The organism is Francisella halioticida, assembly GCF_002211785.1.
In the GTDB taxonomy this organism is placed as follows: domain Bacteria; phylum Pseudomonadota; class Gammaproteobacteria; order Francisellales; family Francisellaceae; genus Francisella; species Francisella halioticida.
Genome location: NZ_CP022132.1, coordinates 803,309 through 822,824 on the forward strand (window position 1 = coordinate 803,309; position 19,516 = coordinate 822,824).

Consider the following 19,516-nt stretch of genomic DNA (forward strand, 5'->3'; position numbering starts at 1 on the left):
TATTTTGTTAGAATGATACTAAAATAGTAAAGTATATCTACTGATATGATAAATTTTAAACATACTTATTCTCAGTTATCTGAGAAATTTTTCTCAGAACAATTTGTATATAAATATCCAAATGCAAAATTGTTGCTTTTAAATAATGATCTAGTAGTTGATTTAGGGTTAAAATTTTCTGATTATAAGCAAGAAGATCTATTGAGTTTACTATTAGGATATAACAGTAAAAATCCTATTTCGCAAGCTTATGCGGGGCATCAATTTGGTAATTTTACAATGCTTGGTGATGGTAGAGCCATATTAGTAGGAGAGTACCAAAATCCAAAGGGAGAATTATTAGATTTCCATCTTAAAGGAGCTGGTTTAACTAAGTTCTCAAGAGGTGGTGATGGAAAAGCTGCTTTGGGACCTATGCTTAGAGAATATATCGTTAGTGAAGCTATGCATAACTTAGGTATACCGACTAGTCGTATTTTAGCGGTTATAACTACAGGTGAAAATATTCAAAGAAATAATCTAGAGCAGGGAGCAATTGCTGTAAGAGTCGCAAGTAGCCATATAAGAGTAGGCACTTTTCAATACGCAGCTATGTTAGGTAAGCAATATACCCAAAATTTACTTGATTATACTATTGATAGATATAAAATTTCTCATAATGGTAATAAAGCTCTGAGTTTGCTTGACTACGTCATAGATAAACAAACTAGCTTGATCTCGGAGTGGGAGAGAGTTGGCTTTATCCATGGAGTTATGAATACTGATAATATGACTATTTCAGGTGAAACTATTGATTATGGCCCTTGTGCTTTTATGGATACTTATGATCCAGATACTGTATTTAGCTCTATTGATAGAAATGGACGTTATGCATTTGCAAACCAAGGATCTATAGCTGGATGGAATATAGCTAGACTTGCAGAAAGTCTATTAAAATTGATTTCAGCAAATGAGGGAGAAACTATTGAATTAGCTCAACAAAAGCTACAAACATATTCACAAATATATAAAAATAAATGGAAAAAAATGTTTCTTAGTAAAATAGGGTTAGATAATAATGTAGATAATTACGATGAAATTATTTCAAATTTGCTTGTTGCTATGTTTGAAAATAAGCTAGATTACACAAATACGTTCTATGATCTAACTTATAAAAAATTCAAAGATTTAAAAGCAAAAGGCTTAGGTGATTGGTTAGAGTCATTAAATAACATAGACTTAGACTATTCAAAAATGTTCCAGTCGAACCCTGTTATTATCCCTAGGAATCACCAAGTAGAAAAAGCTATAAAATCAGCAGAAGAAGGAAGCCTCGGAAATACTTATAATTTATTAGATGTGCTGAGGAAACCCTATAAGTTTACTAAGTCTAATGAAAAATACATAGCTGAGCCAAATAAAGAAGAAATAGTTAAATTTACTTTTTGTGGTACTTAAAACTGTTGGGATTTCTTTGTGGTTTTGTCAACGATAATTGCAGTAACCATTGTGCCGTGAATATTTATAGGAGTTCTAAAGCTATCAATAATTGCATCAACACCAATAATCAAAGCAATCATGTGCCAAGGTAAACCAAAGTAAGAAAATACTACGCCAGCTGCTATAAAAGCTGTCCCTGGAATCCCTGATACACCTAATGAAGCGATCATACAAATAAAGCTTATCAAAAGTATAGTTGAAAATGTAATAGGTGTACCTGCGGCATTCATAGCCATAATAACTAGAACAGCAGGGAAAACACCAGCACAACCGTTCATTCCAAGAGTAGTCCCCATTGTTGGAGCAAAAGTTGCAATACTACGAGTTGTACCATAATTGCTTAAACCATCTATAGATAATGGAAGTGTTCCCATGCTTGATCTTGAAGTTATAGCAACTAGCATAGCTCTCCATATGTTTTTATAAAAATTAATGAGGTTTGTTCTAAATATTAGCAATAATAGAATATGCATTATTAGAACAAACATTAAAGCTATATAACAGGTTAGTATGAAATATAGGACAGTAGAAATACTGTTTTTATCAAGTTCAACACTCATTTGAATCATTAAACCTAATACACCATAAGGCGTGATGGAAATAATTATTCTTGCTAGTTTTTTTATAACAAAAAATACAGAATCTATAAAATCAATAAATGGAGCTGCTAATTTACTATTTTCACGATGTGCTATTAACATTGAAAATCCTAATAAAATTGCAAAAATAACAACAGCCATAACATTATTTTTATTCATACTATAAACTAAATTATTAGGTAGAAAACCTAAAATAGTTTGAGATATAGTAGATGTATGTTGTTTTGTAGCATCTCCAGTGATTGAAGCTAAATCTAGACCATGGCCTAAATTCATTATGATTGCTACCAAAGCACCAATTGCTGCGCTTATACCTGTTAAAATCAAAAGTATAGCTATTGTTTTATAAGCAAATTTTATGACATAAGAGCCATCATAATTTTTAAGGTTAATTATTGAGTGAGTAATTGATGTCAGTACTATTGGTATGATCAGCATCTTAAGCAATGAGATATATCCATTACCTAAAACATCACTAATTTGTATAAATACTGTACTATGATAATCAATTAAATTATATATAATACCAATTAAGATCCCAGCTATTAAAGCTAATATTGTTCTAATATTAAAACTAAGTTTTTTTACCTGTAGAAATATTAGTATAATTATAAAAAAAATAAGTATTATTGACATGGTTTGATAATCTCACTGGTTCTAGACTTGTTATTTAGCATAAAATTTTATCATACTATACTAATTTGGTATACTATACTTCTTTATAAATGTTTCAAATTTAATTTGTCTTTTTGCTGTAAAAATGAAAAATCAATATTATAATGGGAATATTGAATTTTTTATGACTAAGAAAAATATGCGAAAAACACTTATGCATCAAGAAACTAGTAGTAGTTTTGAAAAAGTTGCTAATCAGCTTAATTTAAATAGAGAAATTATTGATAATATAGTTTTACATTTAAAAGAAAAAAATATCAAGAGAGTTATAACGATAGCTAGAGGTAGTTCTGATTGTGTTGCTAACTTTGCGAAGTATTTATTTGAAACACAGTTAGGTTTTAGTGTTTCTTCTTTACCTCCTTCAATAACAACTATATATGGTAAAAATATTGGCGATGAAAAAACATTAGCAATAGGTATTTCTCAGTCAGGAGGATCTCCAGACCTAAAACTAGCTTTAGAAGGTTGTAAAAAAGCAGGATGTACCACTTTAGCAGTTGTAAATAAACAAAACTCTCCTTTAGCTGATTGTGCAGACTTAGTTTTACCAGTCAGAGCAGATGATGAAAATGCTGTGGCAGCTACTAAAAGTGTTATAACTTCTCTAGTGGCTTTAGTTAGTATTGTTGCAGAATATAATCAAGATGAGTCTTTAATAAGAAGTCTAAAAAAATTACCTGAGGCTCTCAAAGAGAGCTTAAAATCAGATTGGTCAACTGCTATCCAAGAATTAAAAGAAAGTAAGAATATGTTTGTCATAGGTAGAGGTTTTGGATTTCCTATTGCTCAAGAAATGGCTTTAAAACTTAAAGAAACGTGTGGTATACATGCAGAAGCATTTAGTTCAGCAGAAGTTCTACATGGTCCTTTTGCTTTAATGACACAAACATTTACTACCTTTACTATTTTACAAAGTGATGAAAGTGCTAGAGGTACTCATGAGATAGTAAAAAAAATGACAGATCTTAATGTGAAAACAGTTTGTGCAACCACAGATTCAGAGTCAGCAGCAAAACTACACTTACATGTTAATGTTGAGATTCATTCTATACTTCAGACAATTGTTTTACTACAAGAATTCTATCTCATGGTTAATCAATTAGCGGTATCTTTAGGCCTTAATCCAGATAGTCCTGTTAATCTAAAAAAAGTCACTGAGACTGTTTAATTATTTGTATATTTAGATATTTATTTTTTATAAAACAGTTACAAGCTTAGCGAGGGCTAAAATGAAAGAAGCTAATATATTTAAAGTCTTTATAATTATATTCTTTTCTGCAATGGGAGGAATGTTATACGGCTATGATATAAGCATAATAGGGGGAGCTCTTCCTTTTATTAAATTAGAATTAGGTATTACAGCTACCCAAGAATCTTGGCTTGGAGGATCGGTTCTTTTTGGAGGCGCATTTGCTATTTTGATTGGGGGTGTGCTTGCTGACATTTTTGGCAGAAAAAATGTAATAATATTATCAGGGCTTATATTTATAGCATCTGTTTTTATGATTTATTATGCCAAAAGCCATGATTTTCTATTAGTTTCAAGATTGGTTCAAGGTATAGCAGTCGGTTTTATTTCAATAACATTGCCTTTATATTTAACAGAGTCAGTTCCTAGCTTGATTAGAGGTTTGGCAGTAACTTGTTTTCAATTATTTTTAACCGCAGGGATATTGATTTCTACAGCTATAAGCTTGTTATTTATTACAAAAAATCCTAATACAGGTATAGAACATGGTGATTGGAGAGCAATGTTTCTTACTGCTTTAATACCGGGTTTGATTGTGTTCATAGGAGGTTTATTCTTAATAAAGTCTCCTCGATGGCTAATTATGAAGAATAAAGAACAAGAGGCAGAAAAAATTCTTGTAGAAACAATTGGTATTAAGGCTGCAAAAGAGCAAATGAATGAAGTTAAGCAACTAATTGCTAAAACAAAAAATGAAGGCTCTCTTTTGTCAAGTTTAGCAAAAAGACATTATTTAATACCAATATTAATTGTTTTTGCCGTTGCAATTTTAACTCAGATGACAGGAATTAATAGTATTCTTCAGTATGCCTCAACTATGCTTAAGCAAACAGGTTTAGGTTCTGTATATACAGCGGTTATTGGAGGTGTTGTATATCACTGGGATAAATTTTTTAACAACAGCTCTAGCTGTCATAATAGCAGATAAACTTGAAAGAAAATTTATTGTCACATTTGGAACATTAATGCTTTCAATAGTTTTGATAACTTTAAGCATACTTCTTTATGTAATGCCAGATACTTCAACTAAAGGTGTAGTATTACTTATAGGATTTATACTATATATATTCTTTTATGCTATTGGTCCTGGGGCATATGTATGGGTAATTATGTCAGAACTTCTGCCAACAAATATTAGAAGTAAAGGATTAGCGATTGCATTATTTTTAAATAGTATGGCTTCAGCAATACTAGCCTCGTCTGTAATGCCTATTACTGAATATTTTGGAGGTAATTATTGTTTTATTTTAGGTTTTTGTGGATTATGTACTTTAGTATATAGCTTTATAGCCTTTAAATTTGTACCAAAAACTAACGGCCGTACGCTTGAAGAGATTGAGCAAGATTTCGTAAAATAAAGTCTAATTTTTTAAATTAAGCAGGATTATTTATATCAATAAATTTAATTTCTAAGTTAAAGTTTTCTTCAAGTAATTTAGCTATAGCTTTTGCTCCTTCTTTTTCTGTAGCGTGATGTCCTGCCGCTATATAATTTATACCTAACTCACGAGCTATATGAGTAGTTCTTTCTGATATTTCACCTGAGATGAAAGTATCAGCATCAGCATTATAAGCATATTCTATGAAGTCTTGGGCTCCACCTGTACATATAGCCACTTTTTTATTTTGGATTTTTGCATTTATAACAGTAGGCTTTCGATTTAACTTTTCTTCGATAAGTTTACTAAATTTATTTAAGTCTAAATCGCAGTTTCCAATTACCGAAATATCAGGTTTAGATCTTGTTTCAAAAAAATCGATATCACTTAAGTTTAGTTTCTTAGCCAAGAGAATATTGTTACCAATATCTTTATGTCCATCTAGAGGTAAATGATAACCAAAAAGATGTATGCCATTTTTTATAAGTTTTGCGATACGTTCATACTTTATACCAACTATAGGGTAGCTTTCACCTTTCCAAAAATAACCATGGTGGACAATAATTGCATCAGCTTTTTCATCTATAGCTTGATCTATAAGAGCTTGGCAAGCTGTTACACCTGTTATAATTTTTTTAATGTCTCTATTACCTTGGATCTGAATGCCATTAGGCGCATAGTCTTTGTAGTCATTTATTTCAAAGTAATTATTTAAGTAATTTTCTAAATATTTAAAGTACATAGGTCTGAAAAATCAACTTTATAATGGTATAATCTTACATTGTATATTTTCGTATGATTATTTGAAGTATAAATATATTTTTTTTGGAATCTTTTATATGAATAAAACAAATGTTGTAAAAGTAGGTAGTGTTTTAATTGGAGGAGATAATCCAGTTGTAGTTCAGTCGATGACTGACACATATACCGCAGATATTGAAAAAACGGTTAAACAGATTTTAGCACTGCATAAAGCAGGAAGTGAAATAGTTAGAATTACAGTAAATGATGAACCAGCAGCAGCAGCTGTATCTAAGATTATTAAAGAATTATCCAAGCATAATTGCTATGTACCAATAGTTGGTGATTTTCATTATAACGGACATACACTTCTTAGTAAGTATCCAGAGTGTGCTAAAGCTTTAGCAAAATATCGTATAAATCCTGGGAACGTCGGTTTTGGTAAGAAAAAAGATACACAATTTGCTGAGATAGTCAAAATTGCGATAGATAATAATAAACCTGTACGTATAGGTGTAAATTGGGGAAGTTTAGATCAAGCGCTTTTAGCTAGGTTAATTGATGAAAATAATGCTCAAGAGAATCCTTTAAGTTTACAACAAGTTATGCATAAAGCTTTGATAACATCAGCGTTAGAAAGTGCTAAATATGCTGAAGAACTTGGCTTAGCTAGAGATAAAATTATAATCTCTTGTAAAGTAAGTGAAGTCCAAGATTTAGTAGCAGTGTATCAAAAATTATCAAAAGAGTGTGATTATGCTTTACATTTAGGGCTTACAGAAGCTGGTATGGGTACCAAAGGTATTGTGGCTAGTGCTGTTAGTTTAGGTATATTACTACAACAAAGCATAGGTAATACCATACGTGTGTCTTTGACACCTGCACCAAATGCCCCACGTACAGAAGAAGTCAGAGTTTGTCGTGAGATTTTACAAAACTTAGGTATGAGAACCTTTACTCCGAGTGTAATATCATGTCCTGGTTGTGGTAGAACTACTAGTTCATTTTTTAGAGAATTAACTAGCCAGGTAAAAGAACATTTGGATGAAAAAATGCATCAATGGAAAGAGCATTATAAAGGTGTAGAAAGTATGAAAGTAGCTGTGATGGGATGTGTTGTAAATGGCCCTGGAGAATCTAAAAATGCTGATATAGGTATAAGTTTGCCAGGTAGTGGTGAGTCTCCAGTTGCACCAGTTTTCATTGATGGTAAAAAAGCTCATACATTAAGAGGAAATAATCTTTCCAGAGAATTTATTGAAATCGTCGAAAATTATGTAAAAAATCGTTATGGTTGTAAATAATCTAAAATAGGTATTTGAAACATGTCAGTAGTTTTTATTAATACTCCTTTTACTAGGCTTAAACTGGGGTATACCAATAACACACAAGGTTTTAGTAAAGAAAAATATGCTAAATTAAATTTATCAGATAATGTTGGAGATAAACATTTAGTAGTAGAAAAAAATAGAAATCTATTTAAATCATATGTGAACGCGGATGTTAAGTGGCTAAGACAAAATCATACTAATATTGTTAAAAACTTTGATGAATATGATGGTGAGTTTTGTGATGCTATATTTACAAGTCGGCCAAAACAGGCTTGTGTTGTTTTAACTGCAGATTGTTTGCCGATAATCTTATTTGATAAAAGAATGACAAAAGTAGCTGCTATTCATGCAGGATGGAAAGGCTTATCTAAAGGTATATTAGAAGAAACTTTAAAAGAGTTCGTTGGTCTTGATATAGTTGCATGGCTTGGGCCTTGTATTAGTGAACCATATTATGAGGTTGGCGGAGATATTCACAATAAGTTTTTGCAACAGCATGAAAATTTTGGTCAAGCTTTTAGACAAAAAAGTGATGATAAATATTTGTTTGATATGAAATTTATTGCTAAACAAATATTAAATGATAACCATTGTTTTGATATAGTCGATTCTAGTTTGTGTACATATAGTAATAAAAGGTTTTATTCATATCGTAAAGAAGGTATAACGGGCAGACAAGCTACATTTGTATGGTTTGAGTAAGTTAAAAGAAAGTATTAAGGGGATGTAAATGTCTGAGAAGTTGCAAGTATTAAAAGAAATAATGAAGCAGAAGGGCTATGATTTTTATTTAGTACCTTCTACAGATGATCATAATAACGAATATTTACCAAAATGTTGGCAGTATCGTGCCTGGATTAGTGAGTTTGATGGTTCTGCTGGTGATGTGTTGGTGACAATGGATAAATCTTTTCTATCAACTGATGGCAGATATTTTTCCCAGGCCGAAGCTCAATTAGATAAGCAAGATTTCACTTTACTAAAACAAATTAGTTCTGAATCAAAAATTGAGGAATGGTTAAAAGAAAATTTTATGAATAAAACTTTGGCTATAGATCCTAAAAAAATTGGTATTAATAGAGCTGAAAACCTACTCTCTATGGCTAATAAAAATGGCGGAAAAGTTGTTTTTGATAGTGAAAACTTAGTGGCAAAGGCTCAAGAAAAGCTTAATCAAGAAACATCTGTCCCAACTGAGAAAGTTTTTATTCATGAGATTCAATATGCCGGTCAATCTGTTGATTCAAAATTAAAAAGTATTAGAAGCTATCTCAAGTCTATAAATGCAGAATGCTTAATTGAAACAAGTTTAGATTCAATTATGTGGGCATTAAATATAAGAGGCAGAGATATAAAAAATACACCTCTAGCTATTTGTTACATGGCTGTAACAGTTGAGAGTACGTTTTTATATATTAATAGTAATAAAATTACTGATGAAGTGTTAGATCAACTTAATCAAAATAATGTTGTAATATTGAATTATGAAGATTTTTTTAATGATTTAAAGAGGTTTGCTGCAAAATTTGTGATTGATAAAAATGTCGCAAGTTATGCTGTTAAATCAGCTGTAAATGAAAATGAACATAGTGAGCTAATACAGGGTGACAATCCCATAGTTATAAGTAAAGCGTTGAAAAATTCGATAGAGATAAATGGTGCTAAAGATGCACATAAAAAAGATGCTGCAGCATTTATTAAATGGTGGCATTGGATGGAAAACAACTACCAAGGCGCTACTGAGCTAAGCGCTAAGACAAAATTAGCAGAATATCGTTTGGAACAAAAGAACTATTTAGAAGATAGCTTTGATTATATAGCTGGATATGCTGAGCATGGGGCTTTACCACACTATAGTGTGACAGAAGAGTCAAATAAAGAAATCAAAGATGATGCACCTTTCTTATGTGATTCAGGAGGCCAGTATAAAGAGGGAACAACGGATATTACAAGAGTACTACATTTTGGTAGACCATCAAAAGAGCACAGAAGGTATTATACTTTAATACTAAAAGGACATTTAAGTCTTGGTAGTGCAGTTTTCCCTAGAGGAACAACAGGTTCTCACCTTGATGTTCTAGCTCGTGAGCATCTATGGCATTTTTGTGCAGACTATAGCCATGGAACTGGTCATGGGGTAGGTAGTTTTCTGGGAGTGCATGAAGGTCCTCAAAGAATAAATTCAGCTTCAAAAGTAGAGCTGATGCCCGGTATGATTCTAAGTAATGAGCCTGGAGTATATTTTCCTGGAGAGTTTGGCATTAGAATAGAGAACTTATGCTATGTAAAACAACGTAATCAAGAATCACCTACTGGCCATGGCCAGTTTTATTGTTTTGAAGAGTTAACTTTAATTCCTTATGAATATAGTATGATCGAAACTTGGATGTTAACATACACTGAGAAGAAAACGATCAATAATTACTATAGCCGAATCAGAAAAGAAGTTTTACCTTTGATTGAAGAGCAAGAAGTTAGAGATTTCTTACTATTCAAAACAAGACATATTAAATAACATAACTAAATTATAAATACTGTGATCAAAATCACGGTATCTATATAAGTATTAACAATGATAAAGAAAACAACAGATAAAAAAGATAATTCTAAAAATCGTAAAAGTTATACTTTTAAGTTTATAAAAATATTTATATTTTTAGGGTTAGCTATTACAGGTGGATTTTCAGGAACTTTTTTTGATAAATATGATCTAAAACAGAAGTTTATTATCTTTAGGCACAATATCTATAATTATTTCTCAAGTGAGCCTGTAAAGGATAACTATACTGCTAAAGATAATGAAAATATTGTAGCTAAGTTTTTTTCTCAAAGTGATGATGTTAAAAAACAACAAGCAAATCAATTTAATGATCTAAAGCAATATTCACCTAAGAGGTCTTTACCAGCTGTTGCTAATTATTGTCATGATTTTTTAATTTATGGTAATCCTAGCTTTAATGTAACAAATGGTTTAGGTCAGACAAATTTATATTTGTGTAGAGATGGCTATGTAGTCGGTTATAACTATAAAACTAAAGAAGCAAGCTGGGTTGCCTTTAAATTAACAAAAGCAAAAGTGGCAAATAAACTTAAAAGGAATGATAAGTTTAAAGAGGATGAAAATGTTCCTTTTGTTTATAGAACTACGTTAGGTGATTATTCGCATTCTGGTTATGATAGAGGACATTTGGCATCTTACGCATCTATGGATTTTAGTAAAAAGTCCGCAGAAGAATCATTCTTGTTATCAAATATGTCGCCACAGAAAGCAGGTCTTAATAGACAAGGTTGGGAGAGATTAGAAATAGATGAGCGTATCTGGGCAAATATGTATGATAGTGTATATATTTATACAGGACCAATCTATAAAAAGCAGAAAATTCATAAAACTATAGGCGATAATAAAATAGCAGTTCCTGATTATTTTTTTAAAATAATTTATGTGCCTTCTAAGAATAAAGCCATAGCTTTTGTAATGCCAAATGCAAGAGTTGATAAAAGAAAGATTGCAAACTACAGGGTTTCTATAAAAAATATTGAGCAGCGTACGGGATTGTATTTTTTAACTAATATTCCAGATAGAAATATAGTTGTTAATAATGTTTCATCAATGTGGCGTACTTCTTATTTTTAGTTTTTGATTGATATATTATTTCCTACTATCTCAGATACTTGTTGTATTATTTTCTCATTACTTGGAGCTTTTTTGTCATTAGGGTTTGTATATAAAACACCTAAAGCAAAAGGTTGTCCATTTTTAGGCCATATAATAGCAACATCATTAGTTGCACCATATTTACTACAAGTTCCTGTTTTATCACCAATTATCCAGTTTTTAGGCATACCTATGGCTATTCTATTTTTACCAGTAGTATTATCTTGAAGATATTTAATAAATATATCTTTATGCTTTTTATCTAAAATATTCCCAAAAGCTAATTTATAAATATCTGTTGTAATAGCCTTAGGAGTAGTTTTGTTTACATTGCTATTTGGTGCAGTATAGTTTATTTTAGGTTCAGAATTTTTTATTAGAGTATCATTATCACCTATTTTTTTGACGAATTTGTCAACGTTTTTAATTCCACCAATTTGTTTGATAAGAATATTTGCCGCTGCATTATCACTGAGAATTGCAGCAAAGCAAAGTTGTGAAATTGTAAGTGATTTATTGATATTTTTCCAGTAATTGGAGTATAACCAAGCTCTTTGACATCTTGTTTTGTAATTAATACTTTTTTATCTAAAAAGTCTTTATTATGCATATCATGTTCTAAAACAGCACCAACTAATAAAAATTTAAAAACACTACAAATTGGGAAATGGTAGTTTTCGTTATATTTAAATGAAGTCTTATTTGGACTGTTTATACTATAGATACCAAGTTTGCCTTGATATTTATTTTCTAGATAAAAGAATTATTAATTTGAATATTTGCAAATAGTATAGTTGGTAGTAGATATATAGATATTATTAGTAGGCGCATCATAATTTTTATAGTTTAAAATAATAGTTAAATTTTATAGTAATATATTGCTATGATAAAGAAGCTTTTTATAAAAGAATTATTATTTAGAATAAGCACCATAAGGAGTATAATTAAAATAAGATTTGTGATTTTTCTGAGCCCTCTCAAGCTTGGATAACGATTTGTTATATGTAGTGCTGGAATTCTTTTTATGATATTTATCCCATAAATTTTTATTGTAAAATTTATCTTTAGAATCAGCACAGCTTGATAGGGTGATGATTAAAAATAATAAAATTAGAGCTTTATTTAACATAGTTATATATAGTAATAATTGACATTATACTACTGGCTTTATTCTATCAGCTTATATAGGTAATAATTAGCATTAATGCTAGTTATTCTAACAATATAAATCTTATATTTTGATTTTTGTTGTATATATATTTTATTTTGCTTATTGGTTTTTAATTAGTGTTATCAATTTTTTCTATGTGATTTAAAAAAATATACGCTATTCTAATAACTTCTTTGATTTAGAGCAGGGATATAGAGTTAATTATGTATATAAAAGAAGAAACTTCTTTAATTGAGTTAATAACAATAATAGCATTAGCTACAGTTTTAATTTTTATTGCAATGCCAGTATATGCAAATTATAGAGTAAGGAATAGGCTTTTTTCAGAATTAGAGAAATTAAAGTCTATTTCACAATATGTGTCAAATGAATCAGGAATCATTAATTATTCTTTAGAAAAAATTAAAGATATACCAAGTAGTTTTCATATTGAAGATAACGGAACTATGGTTTTGAACACAAATGATATCGTTATTAATTCATCAATATCTTTAGTACCAACTAACATCTGGGAGCATTATTTGGAATTGTGTTGGAGTGGGATTAGCTCAGTCTCAAGTACCTGAATCTTGTAAAGGAGATCCATCATTTAAAAATAAACTTGTTAAGTCATTATATAATCCTACAACGGATCCTAACATTTTTACTTTCATTCAGCTTGGGCAAAAAAAATTAACAGTTAACTGTACTAGTATATATAAATGTACGACTACAGAAATTAATGGCAAGAGGTGGCTAGCGCAGTATATAGATCAACTTAATATTATTTGGTTATAATAAAGAAGATTCTAATTATTCAATAAACTTATATACAGATGATTTAACGATAGATCCATCTATACCTAATTCAGAATTGTTACAGCAGTTTGTTGATGAATCTATAAGGTTATTTAATAGTTAAATTAATATACTGCATGGATCAGTATGAAGAGTAAAGGTTTTTTAATAGTTGAGTTAATTGTAATCATAGCTATAATAGCAATTATAGTTGCAATAGCGATGCCGATGTATTCAAATTATCAAACTAGGGCAAAAATTTCTAATGCAGATATTCAAGCACGAATCTATATTAATGAAATTGCTCTTTATTCTCATGAAAAAGGGTACTTTCCAGAAGAAAATTCAGACCTTTGGGGGTGTTAATGTTAATCAAGATTATTTAATTTAAATATGTAAAGAAAGAACTAATTCGTTAAATGCGATTGCTAGGGTTTATTAGTTACAGGTGTTATAGACCCTTACTATCAGTATGACTTATCCATAGTGGAATAAATAATAGCTAGATTAAATGAATATAAAAAAATATTGATTATTATTGGTGGTAGCTGCATTTATAGAAACTCAAGATTCTAGCGATAATGAAATAGCAAATAAACCTTGTGATTCTAGAGATAATTGGTACTGCTCAAAAGAAACTGTACGAGTTCAAATAGATGATTATTGTTCAGAAAATGGTAGTAATAAATATTGTCAAACAAGATCATTAGTTTAGCAATATTATATTCTATATTAATTTTATTTTTGTAATTGCCTTAGAAACCACCTATCCATAGATATTATACAGTTACCATATTTAACTGATTCATAGCTTCCTCCATTATAGGTAGCACTAATATCCGAACATATTTTATTACGATATTTCTTGAAGTTTTTAATATTGTGATTTTGTATGTTATCTAGTTTACTATCAAGTTTTTGCATTTGTGATTTTAGACATTTATTTATTTCATAGGTATTACCATCACATATAGTATCTGCAAATATTATTATAGGAAAGATTGCAAAAATGATAAGTAATAGTTTTTTCATTATTTTAAAATCCTACAATATTTATATTTCTAAAATATGACTATCTAAATCAACAAACCTATCTATTTTATTTTTTTCTGTTGTTGTAATAAAAACTTGTGATTTTAACTTTTTAAAATAATCAAATAATGTTTGAGTATGAATATTATCTAATTCAGAGGTTATGTCATCTATTAGATAAATACATTTATTTTCATTCTCAAGATTATGTATTTCACCTTGAGCTAACTTGATAGCACAAATAAGAAGTTTTTGCTGTCCTCTTGAGAAAATATCTTGTATTGGCTTATTGTTAACTGTTAGGGCTATATCAGCCTTATGAGGTCCATGGTTAGTAACTTTATATTTATTATCATGATTAAAAGCTTCTTCAAGCACTTGCGATAATTCTTTATTTGAACTCCAACCGCGGGAATATTCAATATCTAGATCTAAATTAGAATTAAATTGACCAAGAGTTTCATGAATTTTAGGTTTTAATTTTGTAAAATAAAGATGTCTTTTAGTATCTAACAGATTAGCAAACTCGCAAAGTTTTTTATCTATACTAATTATATAAGTATAAGGATAGTTTTGTTTAAGAGCAGAATTTCTTTGCTTTACAAGGAACTTAGTTTGTTGCCATATTTTTAAGAAAGTTTTATCAAGATAAAAAGCGCCCCAATCAAGAACTTTGCACCTTTGTTGCGCTCCAGAATTTATAATATTAAAGCTTTCAGGATTAATTAATTGTATTGGTAGAGTTCGAGTTATTTCCGTATGATTTTTTTGGATTTCTGTATTTAGCTTTGAAATGTTGTTGCTATTTTTTTTACGTGATATAGAGATAGTTACTTCATCCGGGTTATGAGATTTCGTATAAATTATAAATTCATCAGTGCCGTGGTTTACTATTCTACTTAACTGAGAACTACGAAATGATCTACTATGAGATAAAAAATAAATTGATTCAAGAATTGATGTTTTGCCTGAACCATTTTTACCAACTATTATATTTATATTCTCTTTAAAATCAAAACTTTTAAAAGGTATATTTCTAAAGTTTTGTAGGCGTAAGTTAGATATATACATTTTAGATAAATTCTAAGCTGGTATTATAAATTTGTTGTTTTAGTATATCAGGATTTATATCATAAATATTGCTTAAGAGTTCAAAAATTTTAGGTATATTTTGAGGAGTATTAATATTATCATTGCTGTTGTAGAGTTTCATATCCGGTGAGTCTGTTTCTAAAACAAGATTTTTAGGGTTAACTTTATATAAAGTACCTTTAAGTTTTGTTTGAGGGTGAGAAAGTATTTCACCAATTCCAAGTTTAAAACCAAGTTCTATATATTTCTGAGCGATATTACAATTACTATTAAATGCGTGAATGATTCCACCATGTTTAAACTTTAAATCCTTGAGAATTCTAAGAGTTTCATTATGAGATTTTACTGAATGGATAATTATCTTTTTATTGAGATTCTTTGCAATATTAACTTGAGTAGAAAAAAACTTTAGTTGTTTATCAAAATTACTAAATCTTTTATCAAGACCGATCTCACCAATTAATTTTGTTGATAGTTTTTGAGTATAAATCTCTAAATCTTTTAAATCAGAATTAGTATGTTTATTTATAAATACAGGATGTAATCCAAAACATATATGGACATTATTAAACTCTTTATTTAGAGTTATCAAATTATTCCATGAGGCTTTTTGAGTTGCTGGATTTATAAAGTATTTGATAACTAGGCTACTACATTTATTTATTAAATCTTTACGGTTTTTATCAAAAATTTCGAAATCTAAATGGCAATGAGTATCTATATACACTAAAGTTGTTATCTTTATTTTAAACAGGTTAATTTAGATTATATCAGATTATTAATTAACTATTTTTACCATGTAATGGTTTATTGTTTAGATATGATTTATGTTAGCATCTAGATATTATCCAGTTGTTTTAGTGTAGTGATATGTCCGAGAAAAATATTAATGAGCAAGTATAATGTCCCCAGAAAAAGCTACTGATTTTAGAAAGATTTTTATTCCTAGATGTTAAACTTAACTAGATAAATTAGGAAATAGATAAATGAGTAAAAAAAGAGTAACGTATACAGCTGATTTTAAAGCTAAAGTAATTATAGAATTGCTAGAAGGCGATATGACAGTTAATGAGATAGCAAGTAAGTATGATTTACTTCCTAAAAACGTGCATAATTGGAAGCAGCAATTTTTATCTAATGCTTGCTTAGCATTTGATAAAAGCTCTGTTGTTAAGGAGTATAAGCAGGAAATAGATGAGCTTAGAAAAGATAAAGATGCAACAAGTAAAAAACTAGTCGAGGTAATAGTAGAGAGGGATTTTTTAATGGGAAAGCTAAAAAGCTTGGTATCATCAAATGATAGAGTAAACTCTGTAGATACTAAGCTAGAATTATCTTTAAATAATCAGCTTAAACTATTATCTGTATCTAAGAGTGTGTACTATTATACACCAATATCAAAATTTAGTAGTAATGATGATTATATAACTATGAAAGAGGCTAAAGTAGGTATCAAAGAATATATTGATATTTACAACAATGAAAGACTACATTCTAGTATTGGATATATGACTCCTGATGAAGTATATTCTGGTATTTTAGATGCTGCATAAAAGCAAGGAATAAAAATATTTTATAAAGTGGTATTGAATAACAGGGACAGTTTACTTTGGCCATACATATATTTATAGTGTTTTATTATTCACAGGGTTAGTTGGTATAATGGCAAGTTTAAATGGTTTGACTATAGGTTATATTCAGCAACACAAGATGTTAGCTAATAGTTACAACCTAAAGACGTCAAAAACTTTTACTATGTATATACCTTTGCTTATAGCTCTTATATGTAGTTTATCAAATAATCTATCTCAAGGGTTTGTAATACTAAGTGTTTCATGTGCTATCATTGTTTATGCTTTAGTATGGGTTAGTGTTATAAAGCTGACCAAAGGTACTATATCTTTAGCTTTTATTTACTATCATTACCATTAATGATTTTTGTAGGGGGATGTACTTACTATTATGGTGCTCTAAGTACTAGTATTACACTCTTTAATATAAAAATCTTAACAGCATATTTATTGGTAATATTATTTGCTTTGACTTTATTTATCTCTTGGGCTTTTTGTCCTAAAAACAAGTAGCTCTTTTAAATATTAATACTCATAGTATTATGAGTGTTATAGCTCTACAAAAAATAATAATTATTAAATTATAGGATTACTCTATATGATATAATTGATTAGTTTTTTAGAAAATAACTATTTATAAAGGTCTGTAAATGAGTAAAGTTACAAAAGATTTTTTATTTGAACTAGGTACGGAGGAGCTACCGCCAAAAGCACTTAAGAATCTATCACAATCATTATTATCAAGTGTTGAGAGCCAACTAAAAGAAGCAAAAGTGGATTTTGCTGAGACTAAATGGTTTGCTTCGCCAAGAAGGTTATCTTTTATTATTAAAAATTTAGCAGAATCTCAGGATGACATTGTAGTTGAAAGACAAGGACCTTTGGTAGATATTGCTTATAAAGATGGTGAAGCAACTAAAGTTGGTTTGGGATTTGCCAAATCTTGTGGAGTAGATTTAAATCAGTTAGATAAGGTAGAGACCCCAAAGGGCGACAAACTATTTTATAAAACGACTCAAACTGGTCAAGCTATAGTAAAGTTGCTGCAAGATATTATTACAAAAGCTTTAAAACAATTGCCAATTCCAAAAATGATGCGTTGGGGTGACTCACAGGTTGAGTTTGTAAGACCTGTACATTGGGTTTTAGCTATGTATGGTAAAGCTGTAGTTGATATGCAAATATTAGGTCATAAGGCATCTAATATAACTTATGGACATAGGTTTCACCATCCGGCAGCTATAACTGTTGAGAATATAGCAGAATATGTTGATTTATTGGCTAGTGCGATGGTATTAGTAGACTGGGAGCAACGAAAGCAAAAGCTTGTTGTCCAAGCAAAAACCATTGCCAAACAAAATGATTATCAAGTCGTTTTAGATAATGATTTGGTTGAAGAAGTTTGTGCCATTATTGAATATCCAAATGCGATGTTATGTAGTTTTAATCAGGATTTTTTGAGAGTTCCTCAGGAAGCTTTGATATCTTCGATGGAAGAGCATCAAAAGTGTTTTGCGCTTCTAGATAGTAAAGGTAGCTTGGTTGCACACTTCATCACGATTTCAAACATTGAAAGTAAAAAGCCTGATCCTGTTACACTAGGTAACCAAAAAGTGATGAATGCTAGATTAGCAGATGCTGCTTTTTTCTATGATACTGACTTGAAACATTCATTAGAGAGCTTATTACCTAAATTAAAGAGCGTAACCTTCCAAAATAAGCTTGGTAATATGTATCAAAAAGCTCAAAGAATAGCTTATATATCATTGAACTTGGCAGAACTAAGTAATGATGTTGATGTACAACAGGCTTATAGAGCAGGACTATTGTCTAAAGCTGATTTAATATCTGATATGGTTTTTGAGTTTACTGATCTTCAAGGAATTATTGGTAAATATTACGCAAAAGCAGATGGCGAATCTGAAGTTGTTGCAAATGCTATTGAACAACAATACTGGCCAAAATATTCAGGCGCAGAGCTTCCTAAAACTAATGTTGCTGCATGTGTAGCTTTGGCTGAAAAGCTAGATACTCTAATCGGTATATTTGGTATTAACCAAAAACCAACAGGTAATAAAGATCCATTTGCACTAAGAAGGTCAGCTATTGGTATATTGCGCATATTAAGAGATACAAATATTGATGTTTCTTTAGAAGAAGTTATTGATATCGCTATATCTAGTTATAAAAAGATCAATAATCTTGAATTTAAAGCAGATGTAAAAGGTGAGGTAATAACTTTTTGTATAGATAGGTTGAAAAACCTATACAAAGAAGAAGGGCTTGCAGTAAATTTTTTTGAAGCTATTAATAATACAAATTATAATTCAATAAAAGATTTTGCAGCTAGAGTAAAAGCTGTGAGTAATTTTAATAATTTAGATAAAGCGCAAAGTCTAATAGCATCTAATAAACGTGTGGCTAATATTTTAGCTAAAAACGATAAAGAGAAAGCTGATGCTTATGATATAGAATTAGCAAAATATGTTGGTAATGAGTATGAGTTAGCGTTAGCTTATAGTATAGAGGAAGTTACTCCTGATTTTGAGAAATATATAAATAATAGAGATTATAATTATGCTTTAGAATTACTGGGTAGTTTAGCTAAGGTGGTTAGTGAATTTTTTGATAATGTTATGGTAATAGATGAAAACATTAACATTAGACAAAATAGAATTGTTTTACTTGCAAATCTTCATAAACTTTTTATAGATGTTGCTGATATATCTAAGATCTAATTTTTATGTAAAAAATTATTCCAT

Annotated in this window: 17 protein-coding genes and 3 pseudogenes; 14 read left to right on the top strand and 6 right to left on the bottom strand. The window is 29.7% G+C overall.

Annotated features, from left to right (window positions below; all coding sequences use genetic code 11):
• Positions 1 to 45 precede the first annotated feature (45 nt).
• The gene (locus CDV26_RS04405) at positions 46 to 1,437 is read left to right on the top strand and encodes a protein adenylyltransferase SelO (protein WP_088772256.1); all 1,392 of its coding nucleotides are present in this window, start codon (positions 46 to 48) and stop codon (positions 1,435 to 1,437) included.
• On the opposite strand, the gene CDV26_RS04410 is transcribed toward CDV26_RS04405, so the two are convergent.
• On the bottom strand, positions 1,434 to 2,714 hold the full coding sequence (locus CDV26_RS04410; protein WP_088772257.1) for a dicarboxylate/amino acid:cation symporter: 1,281 nt from the start codon (positions 2,712 to 2,714) through the stop codon (positions 1,434 to 1,436). The two genes, CDV26_RS04405 and CDV26_RS04410, sit on opposite strands and share 4 nt — an antisense overlap.
• 178 nt (positions 2,715 to 2,892) lie before the next feature.
• Between CDV26_RS04410 and CDV26_RS04415 the strand changes: the two genes are divergently transcribed.
• A complete protein-coding gene (locus CDV26_RS04415) occupies positions 2,893 to 3,924 on the top strand; it encodes an SIS domain-containing protein (RefSeq protein WP_088773449.1) in 1,032 nt (343 codons plus the stop codon).
• Between the two features lie 61 nt (positions 3,925 to 3,985).
• Positions 3,986 to 5,363 (top strand): annotated as a pseudogene (locus tag CDV26_RS04420) (sugar porter family MFS transporter).
• A 16-nt stretch (positions 5,364 to 5,379) separates the two neighbouring features.
• On the opposite strand, the gene CDV26_RS04425 reads toward CDV26_RS04420, so the two are convergent.
• The gene (locus CDV26_RS04425) at positions 5,380 to 6,126 is read right to left on the bottom strand and encodes a Nif3-like dinuclear metal center hexameric protein (RefSeq protein ID WP_088772258.1); all 747 of its coding nucleotides are present in this window, start codon (positions 6,124 to 6,126) and stop codon (positions 5,380 to 5,382) included.
• Between the two features lie 97 nt (positions 6,127 to 6,223).
• Here CDV26_RS04425 and ispG point away from each other — a divergent pair, with 97 nt between their 5' ends.
• From ispG to CDV26_RS04445, 4 genes are read left to right on the top strand one after another with little or no spacing between them, the layout of a single operon-like run.
• Positions 6,224 to 7,429 carry a flavodoxin-dependent (E)-4-hydroxy-3-methylbut-2-enyl-diphosphate synthase gene (gene ispG, locus CDV26_RS04430; protein WP_088772259.1) on the top strand — a complete coding sequence of 402 codons (1,206 nt, stop codon included), beginning with the start codon at positions 6,224 to 6,226 and terminating at the stop codon, positions 7,427 to 7,429.
• A 21-nt stretch (positions 7,430 to 7,450) separates the two neighbouring features.
• Complete coding sequence (gene pgeF / locus CDV26_RS04435; protein ID WP_088772260.1) at positions 7,451 to 8,158, top strand: peptidoglycan editing factor PgeF; 708 nt, start codon at positions 7,451 to 7,453, stop codon at positions 8,156 to 8,158.
• 28 nt (positions 8,159 to 8,186) lie between these two features.
• Positions 8,187 to 9,971, top strand: coding sequence for an aminopeptidase P family protein (locus tag CDV26_RS04440; protein WP_088772261.1), 1,785 nt, complete (start codon positions 8,187 to 8,189; stop codon positions 9,969 to 9,971).
• A 57-nt stretch (positions 9,972 to 10,028) separates the two neighbouring features.
• The gene (locus CDV26_RS04445) at positions 10,029 to 11,090 is read left to right on the top strand and encodes a DNA/RNA non-specific endonuclease (RefSeq protein ID WP_088772262.1); all 1,062 of its coding nucleotides are present in this window, start codon (positions 10,029 to 10,031) and stop codon (positions 11,088 to 11,090) included.
• Here CDV26_RS04445 and bla read toward each other — a convergent pair.
• Positions 11,087 to 11,942: pseudogene (bla, locus tag CDV26_RS04450) on the bottom strand (class A beta-lactamase). The gene CDV26_RS04445 and the pseudogene bla sit on opposite strands and share 4 nt — an antisense overlap.
• Positions 11,943 to 12,485: 543 nt before the next feature.
• Here bla and CDV26_RS04455 point away from each other — a divergent pair.
• From CDV26_RS04455 to CDV26_RS12015, 4 genes and pseudogenes are all read left to right on the top strand, one after another.
• Positions 12,486 to 12,848, top strand: coding sequence for a pilus assembly FimT family protein (locus tag CDV26_RS04455; protein WP_088772263.1), 363 nt, complete (start codon positions 12,486 to 12,488; stop codon positions 12,846 to 12,848).
• Positions 12,820 to 13,059 (top strand): hypothetical protein, encoded by a 240-nt coding sequence (locus tag CDV26_RS04460; RefSeq protein ID WP_088772264.1) that lies wholly within the window; start codon positions 12,820 to 12,822, stop codon positions 13,057 to 13,059. The genes CDV26_RS04455 and CDV26_RS04460 overlap by 29 nt, the downstream gene beginning before the upstream one ends.
• Positions 13,060 to 13,206: 147 nt before the next feature.
• Positions 13,207 to 13,312 (top strand): annotated as a pseudogene (locus CDV26_RS13950) (prepilin-type cleavage/methylation domain-containing protein); the annotation flags it as partial.
• 288 nt (positions 13,313 to 13,600) lie between these two features.
• Positions 13,601 to 13,774, top strand: a complete 174-nt coding sequence (locus CDV26_RS12015) for a hypothetical protein (protein WP_157671458.1) — start codon at positions 13,601 to 13,603, stop codon at positions 13,772 to 13,774.
• A 23-nt stretch (positions 13,775 to 13,797) separates the two neighbouring features.
• Here the strand turns inward: CDV26_RS12015 and CDV26_RS04470 are convergent, their stop codons facing one another.
• From CDV26_RS04470 to CDV26_RS04480, 3 genes are read right to left on the bottom strand one after another with little or no spacing between them, the layout of a single operon-like run.
• Positions 13,798 to 14,091, bottom strand: a complete 294-nt coding sequence (locus tag CDV26_RS04470; protein WP_088772265.1) for a lysozyme inhibitor LprI family protein — start codon at positions 14,089 to 14,091, stop codon at positions 13,798 to 13,800.
• A gap of 21 nt (positions 14,092 to 14,112) precedes the next feature.
• Positions 14,113 to 15,162, bottom strand: a complete 1,050-nt coding sequence (recF, locus tag CDV26_RS04475) for a DNA replication/repair protein RecF (protein WP_088772266.1) — start codon at positions 15,160 to 15,162, stop codon at positions 14,113 to 14,115.
• Between the two features lies 1 nt (position 15,163).
• Positions 15,164 to 15,910, bottom strand: a complete 747-nt coding sequence (locus CDV26_RS04480) for a TatD family hydrolase (RefSeq protein WP_088772267.1) — start codon at positions 15,908 to 15,910, stop codon at positions 15,164 to 15,166.
• A gap of 259 nt (positions 15,911 to 16,169) precedes the next feature.
• Between CDV26_RS04480 and CDV26_RS04485 the strand changes: the two genes are divergently transcribed.
• The 3 genes from CDV26_RS04485 to glyS all read left to right on the top strand — a co-directional run bounded on the left by CDV26_RS04485 (position 16,170) and on the right by glyS (position 19,492).
• A complete protein-coding gene (locus CDV26_RS04485; RefSeq protein WP_088772268.1) occupies positions 16,170 to 16,736 on the top strand; it encodes a transposase in 567 nt (188 codons plus the stop codon).
• Positions 16,737 to 16,845: 109 nt separating this feature from the next.
• Entirely contained in the window at positions 16,846 to 17,115 is a 270-nt protein-coding gene (locus tag CDV26_RS04490) for a hypothetical protein (protein WP_088772269.1), read from the top strand.
• Between the two features lie 289 nt (positions 17,116 to 17,404).
• Complete coding sequence (glyS, locus tag CDV26_RS04495) at positions 17,405 to 19,492, top strand: glycine--tRNA ligase subunit beta (RefSeq protein ID WP_088772270.1); 2,088 nt, start codon at positions 17,405 to 17,407, stop codon at positions 19,490 to 19,492.
• The last annotated feature ends 24 nt before the right edge of the window (positions 19,493 to 19,516 follow it).

What these genes read in the sequence shown, in the direction of transcription:
- CDV26_RS04405 (WP_088772256.1), top strand. Translation starts at nt 46, where the DNA reads ATGATAAATTTTAAACATACTTATTCTCAGTTATCTGAGAAATTTTTC.
- CDV26_RS04410 (WP_088772257.1), bottom strand. Translation starts at nt 2,714, where the DNA reads ATGTCAATAATACTTATTTTTTTTATAATTATACTAATATTTCTACAG.
- CDV26_RS04415 (WP_088773449.1), top strand. Translation starts at nt 2,893, where the DNA reads ATGCGAAAAACACTTATGCATCAAGAAACTAGTAGTAGTTTTGAAAAA.
- CDV26_RS04425 (WP_088772258.1), bottom strand. Translation starts at nt 6,126, where the DNA reads ATGTACTTTAAATATTTAGAAAATTACTTAAATAATTACTTTGAAATA.
- ispG (WP_088772259.1), top strand. Translation starts at nt 6,224, where the DNA reads ATGAATAAAACAAATGTTGTAAAAGTAGGTAGTGTTTTAATTGGAGGA.
- pgeF (WP_088772260.1), top strand. Translation starts at nt 7,451, where the DNA reads ATGTCAGTAGTTTTTATTAATACTCCTTTTACTAGGCTTAAACTGGGG.
- CDV26_RS04440 (WP_088772261.1), top strand. Translation starts at nt 8,187, where the DNA reads ATGTCTGAGAAGTTGCAAGTATTAAAAGAAATAATGAAGCAGAAGGGC.
- CDV26_RS04445 (WP_088772262.1), top strand. Translation starts at nt 10,029, where the DNA reads ATGATAAAGAAAACAACAGATAAAAAAGATAATTCTAAAAATCGTAAA.
- CDV26_RS04455 (WP_088772263.1), top strand. Translation starts at nt 12,486, where the DNA reads ATGTATATAAAAGAAGAAACTTCTTTAATTGAGTTAATAACAATAATA.
- CDV26_RS04470 (WP_088772265.1), bottom strand. Translation starts at nt 14,091, where the DNA reads ATGAAAAAACTATTACTTATCATTTTTGCAATCTTTCCTATAATAATA.
- recF (WP_088772266.1), bottom strand. Translation starts at nt 15,162, where the DNA reads ATGTATATATCTAACTTACGCCTACAAAACTTTAGAAATATACCTTTT.
- CDV26_RS04485 (WP_088772268.1), top strand. Translation starts at nt 16,170, where the DNA reads ATGAGTAAAAAAAGAGTAACGTATACAGCTGATTTTAAAGCTAAAGTA.
- CDV26_RS04490 (WP_088772269.1), top strand. Translation starts at nt 16,846, where the DNA reads ATGGCAAGTTTAAATGGTTTGACTATAGGTTATATTCAGCAACACAAG.
- glyS (WP_088772270.1), top strand. Translation starts at nt 17,405, where the DNA reads ATGAGTAAAGTTACAAAAGATTTTTTATTTGAACTAGGTACGGAGGAG.